The 5,435-nt window shown below is 35.3% G+C and carries 4 protein-coding genes and 1 pseudogene; 4 read left to right on the plus strand and 1 reads right to left on the minus strand.

Translation table 11 applies throughout. The features are described from left to right. Positions 1-258: 258 nt before the first annotated feature. The 4 genes and pseudogenes from ACODS7_RS30850 to ACODS7_RS30865 form a co-directional block, all read left to right on the plus strand. Positions 259-2,032: pseudogene (locus ACODS7_RS30850) on the plus strand (DUF4158 domain-containing protein); the annotation flags it as partial. A 585-nt stretch (positions 2,033-2,617) separates the two neighbouring features. Then, positions 2,618-3,712, plus strand: a complete 1,095-nt coding sequence (locus ACODS7_RS30855; protein ID WP_243169130.1) for a DUF2325 domain-containing protein — start codon at positions 2,618-2,620, stop codon at positions 3,710-3,712. A gap of 248 nt (positions 3,713-3,960) precedes the next feature. Further along, positions 3,961-4,296, plus strand: a complete 336-nt coding sequence (locus tag ACODS7_RS30860) for a hypothetical protein (RefSeq protein ID WP_243169131.1) — start codon at positions 3,961-3,963, stop codon at positions 4,294-4,296. 179 nt (positions 4,297-4,475) lie between these two features. Further along, positions 4,476-4,763, plus strand: a complete 288-nt coding sequence (locus tag ACODS7_RS30865; RefSeq protein WP_243169132.1) for a hypothetical protein — start codon at positions 4,476-4,478, stop codon at positions 4,761-4,763. 49 nt (positions 4,764-4,812) lie between these two features. On the opposite strand, the gene ACODS7_RS30870 is transcribed toward ACODS7_RS30865, so the two are convergent. Further along, on the minus strand, positions 4,813-5,435 hold a 623-nt coding region (locus ACODS7_RS30870), incomplete at its 5' end, for an Rpn family recombination-promoting nuclease/putative transposase (protein WP_488828405.1).

Genomic DNA, 5,435 nt, shown 5'->3' on the forward strand with positions numbered 1-5,435 from the left:
GTCACACCCCTTTTCATATATGGGTGTGACTGTAAAGTCATGATTGTTTATTTTATACGGATCATTAAAACATACAAATGAATTAAAATGAATATACGGACCTATAAGGCCTAGTCACAGGGTAGCTGCTCTAGTCCGTCAGATAAACATCAATAAATGTAAAATATTCTAATTATAACAATCTTCTGTTTTTTCTTGATGGTTCTCTGTGATTGAAATTATACTAGTAGTAAACTACACAGATCAGAAGGAGAGTCTATGAAGAAGAATTGGAATGAAGACGAGCTTTTAACAGATTTTGTATTAATGCCAAACGAACTACATTTATCTATGGTAAATAAAACAGAGGCAAACCGTTTAGGCTTTGCTTTGTTATTAAAATACTTCCAACAAAAAGCCGGATTCCCTAGTACAAAACAAGATGTTCCCAAAGTAATTATTGAATACATAGCTAAGCAATTAGATATTTCACCTGAGCGTTTTGAAGAGTATCGTTGGGGTGGAAAAGAAAAGACTTACACTCGACATCGAAAAAACATAAGGGATTTCTTTGGTTTTCAAGAACTTACACGTATAGACAATGAACGCTTTGAACAATGGTTAGAAGGACAAGTTCCCTTTACCCATAATACAGATTACTTAACAAACCAAGCATACAGTCTCTTTCGTAAGTGGAAAGTGGAACCCCCTTCTATCGGGAGCTTAAAGCGAATGATTGATTCTGCTATCGATACTTTTGAAAAGAATTTGTATCAGGAAACCTATCAACAATTATCCTCTAAGACGTGTACTCGATTAGATGATTTATTAGAAACACATGATAATATAGTCTCTGATGAAGAGGAAAGTGATATTTTAGCTTTTCGACAACTATTATCTTCTCCCCGTAAACCAAGTGTCAATACAATGGAGATGGAAGTCAAAAAATTATTGGCTATTCGACATCTTCAAATTCCAAATGGCCTATTTCACCATTTGACTCCAAAATTAATAAAGAAATATCGACTTCGTGCAGCTACTGAGACAGTAACAGAATTACGTGCACATCCAATATATATTCGTTACACCTTACTTGCTATCTTATTTTATCATCGCCAATCAGAAATCATTGACTATCTAGCTGATTTGTTAGATGAAATCACGCTTAAGTTTGGGAATAAAGCAAAGAATACAACCCGTAATGAAACAGTGGCAGAGTTAGAAAAAGTACAAGGGAAAAACAAACACATTCTTAACTTATTAAAAGCAACTGTTGATCATCCAAATGGAATCATTCAGGATACATTATATCCAATTGTAAGTTCTTCCACCATTCGAGATATTATCAAAGATATGTCGAGAAACAGTCGAGAGTATAAAGAAAAAATTTATATAAAGACGAGGACATTATAGAAGTGCTCTTTGTGATATTTTAAAAAATCTTACGTTTAAGTCTAATAATCTATCTCACCAACCTATCATTGAAGCTCTTCAACTTATTCAGGAATACAGTGATAGTGGTCAGCGCTTCTTTGCCAGCGGGGACGAAGTTCCTATTGAGGGAGTCATTCAACCCAAATGGAGGGATATTATTATTGAGACAGATAGTAAAGGGATAGAGAGGGTAAATCGAATCAATTATGAAATTGCTGTTTTACAATCTCTCCGAATACGGCTTCGGTGTAAAGAAATCTGGATTGAAGGTGCTGATCGATACCGGAACCCAGATGAAGATTTACCTCAAGATTTTGAAGAACACAAAGAAGAATATTTCCAAGCTCTAAAAGTACCAATCGATGTAGAACCTTTTATTTCAGATATTATTCAATTGATGAAAGACAAGCTCCATTTACTGAATCAAGGATTTGAAAATAAAAGTAACGGTAAAATTGCGATTACGAGTAGGAATAACAAGGGATGGATTCGGGTTACCCCTCTAGACAAACAACCGGAACCCCCACATTTACCTAAAATTAAACAGGAGATCAGGAACCGTTGGTCCAATATCAATCTCTTAGATTTATTAAAAGAAACTGATTTTCATACTAGTTATAAATGCTAGTTTAAATATGTACAGTAACGCTTGAATAAACATGTACATTTTCAATAGGATTATACATACTAACGCTGAGGTGGTTAGTGTGTATATCAAACTAGATATTCCAATAGAATTTGAAGTTAAAAGTCTTACAGGGGTATGGCAACCAAAAGCGAAATATGGGGCCATATGCAATAATTTTCCATAACAAAACAAAATATTGTAACAAAAATGGTGCTAATTCATATTGTGACAAATTATTTTTGGTACAGTATTTAGTTACAGCTAATTCAACAGTTAAGACATTTATATTTTCAAATAGAAAACGTAACAAAAATGTTCGTTTTTGTTACAGTTTGCCCTCTATATTAAAGAGAATTGGAATTTATTTGCATATGGCCCCGGAAAACCATTTTGGTTGTCATACCCCTTTTTCGACCGTCTTTTCACCATACATGACCAACAGGTGGAAGATGAGCACAATATAAACGTTTCTATATTCGATAGTTTGTTCATGGAGGATATGTTAATATTAATCTAATAGGTTTTAATTTTCTGAACTTTACCTATTTTGCGACTATGACTAGAGAGGTGGAAAAGATGGATAAACAAAACATTTTGTCGGAATTAAAGAAAGGTATGGAAGCGGTCATTTGTGAAATAGAATTACAGGAACAATCAATTGTGAAAACTGAGGAGGTTCTACAGAGCTATCTACATGTAATGAAAGATATCCTTCGTTTACCAGATGTAACCATCGTACAAACACCCCATAGAGAGAAGGAACTCACAGAACCAGAGACGAATCCCCTTCATACACATTCTCTTGCTAAAACAGAACCTTTTGAAAAGAGGGAATCGTATGTATTTCAGCGTAAATTAAAGGGAGGCGAATTACAAGGAATAGGATGTTTTGTTCCCGAACGCATTGTCAGAGCGTTAGAATTAGAACATGGGGATTGCGTGTATGTAACAGAAAATGCATCTGTGTCGGGTGGACGGTATAAGCATAGATTTGAAGTGGCCGAAAGGCGACATATGCCACCAAATGAAGAACGTGGTTGTTGTTCCTATGCCATTGTAGAATATGATGAAAAACGACAACAATTTTTTGTGGAGAAAGACATGCAACAGAATCGTATATATGTCAATGGAGCTCCTCATCGATTTTGGATTCCGCCAAAAGATGCTGCTTCTGTCGCCCAGGGAGATATTATTGATCTTGCCTATTCCAAGAGTTCTCCAGACATTGTCAGGGTTGCTTGGGCGTATCCGTCTAGTTTTGTAAATGATTTTAGTAAACCAGCCCGTATGAAGAGAAAGCAAGAAAAAAATCAAAAAGAGTATGTACAAACGTTGGAAGGAAAGACAATTTTGATGGTAGGATTTGAACCAGGTCGAGCAGCCATTGAAGAAGAAATTACCGTTAGAGGTGGGAATTTTCAGTGGGTGCACGGGAAAAGGGAACGAGAAGTTACATTACGCAAAATGATACGGAATGCAGATATTGTCATGCTTATGTTAGAACATATGGGGCATGGTGGTGCAACCTCCGGCTCTAAAGGTGTGGTACGGATAGCAAAAGAATTAGGCGTTCCCTTTGGTACGACACATACATTGGGGAGAAGTTCTTTTGTCCATAACGTTCACCGCATACTAGGCATAGATAGTGTAAACATGCAATCCGTAAGCTAGGTGAAGAACGAAGTAGGGTAAAAGAAATCAAAACAAAAAATATAAACCCTGATAAAAAATATAAGCCAGATTGGAAATATCCAGCTAAAATGAAATAACAAATTGAATAGTGACTTCCCCTGATATATAATGAATATAGACCATTCTTTTATTCAGTTGAGGGAATAAGCGGATGATACAACAGTTATACGATTCTTATTCTCTCTTATATCTTCACACATCATATGAAAAGGGTGTGCTATGTGTAAATGATTTTCTTATATCGATTTGATGTAAAAGAAAATGGCATTCAATTCGTTTTAAATAAACAAATTGCTGCTGATATGCTTCCACACCATGATATTCTATTGAGACCATTAGTGACAGTATTGGCTGAAACCTTACAATTGTATTACTTGTTAAATAAAGAGCCGACCTTATTAACGAGTAACATGCGGGAAAACGGTGAAATAGAAGTCATATTAAATCAAGAATTAAGACAATGTATAGATGGGTATACAACAAATCACATGATTTTGAAAAATGGCAAACGAATTGCTGATATTTTAATAGAAATTCGGAATGCTTATACCATATACCACTAAACTTACAGGAATAGTCATACATATATAAATTTCAGTTATAAAAACAATTGAAAAGAATGTAACAGCAGAAGTGTATCGTTTGAATTTCTAGGTTTCCTTTTCTATTTTTCCATAGTAACATGGAAACTATCAGTAAGTTGGATGCAAATAGATATAGAAAGACAGGAGAGGAATTATACGTGGATAAGTCATGGTCTGGTAATTCTACACAATTGTTACAAGAAATTGATTGGAAAATAAGCAGAATTGAATCGATTCTTCAGCAGGTTTCTATAGATGGTTTGATAGAAGAATCATATGAGATTCACGAGATGCTTATAAAAGTGTCTCAGTTATTGCTCATTTTACAACAAGACCTCAAAATGACACCACTGGCAAAAGGACTACAGTTACAACTCCAAAGTATACAGGAACAGTATAATCAATTGTTTGATAAGGGAGAAATGAATCGTCTATATTCTGAATAATCAGACAATAACAAAGATACACCTATCGCATAGGATGGGTGTATCTTTGTTATTGTCCCAAAATATGTCGTATATCCGACAGGTCCATATTCGTAAATTTTGCAATATCTTCGATATCCATGCCGTTTTTATGCATGCCACGGATAAGTTGCTCTCTTTCGGCTAATTTACCTTCTTGAATGCCTACTTCTTTTCCTTTTTCCATACCTTCTTCTATCCCAACCTCACGAGCATGTGCTAATTTCGCTTGTTCATCAAATAACACTTTTTCACGTGCTTCATATGCGAGACGGAAAGAACTACTCTGACTCATATTTTCCCATTTGTGGATGGCCTTTTGTAACACCGGATCTTGTTTCATAGCGATGTCCTCCAATGTGTGGGTCAAATGTTCATCCTCATGCGCTGGCAGTAAAAGTAACCAACGAGCAAATTCATTTTCCCACAGATTAATTTCTTCTTTTCTCCATTGTTGTAATAATTTAGGGATCTCAATGAAATGAATTTCCAGATCTTCAAGCAACACGTCTTGATGTTGCTTGCTCCAAAACTGTCCGACTGTATGCACATCTTCATACTGAGGAAAGAGCTTAAAATCTAATAGATTGATGGTAATAGTTTTTCGCAAAGAACGGTAAGGCATACCTTGCTCTAATTGAGATGTATACAGTT

This window comes from Bacillus sp. FG16 (assembly GCF_057809515.1).

Excerpts from the sequence above, each read along its gene's own strand:
- ACODS7_RS30860 (WP_243169131.1), top strand. The coding sequence starts at position 3,961 with ATGATTTTCTTATATCGATTTGATGTAAAAGAAAATGGCATTCAATTC.
- ACODS7_RS30855 (WP_243169130.1), top strand. The coding sequence starts at position 2,618 with ATGGATAAACAAAACATTTTGTCGGAATTAAAGAAAGGTATGGAAGCG.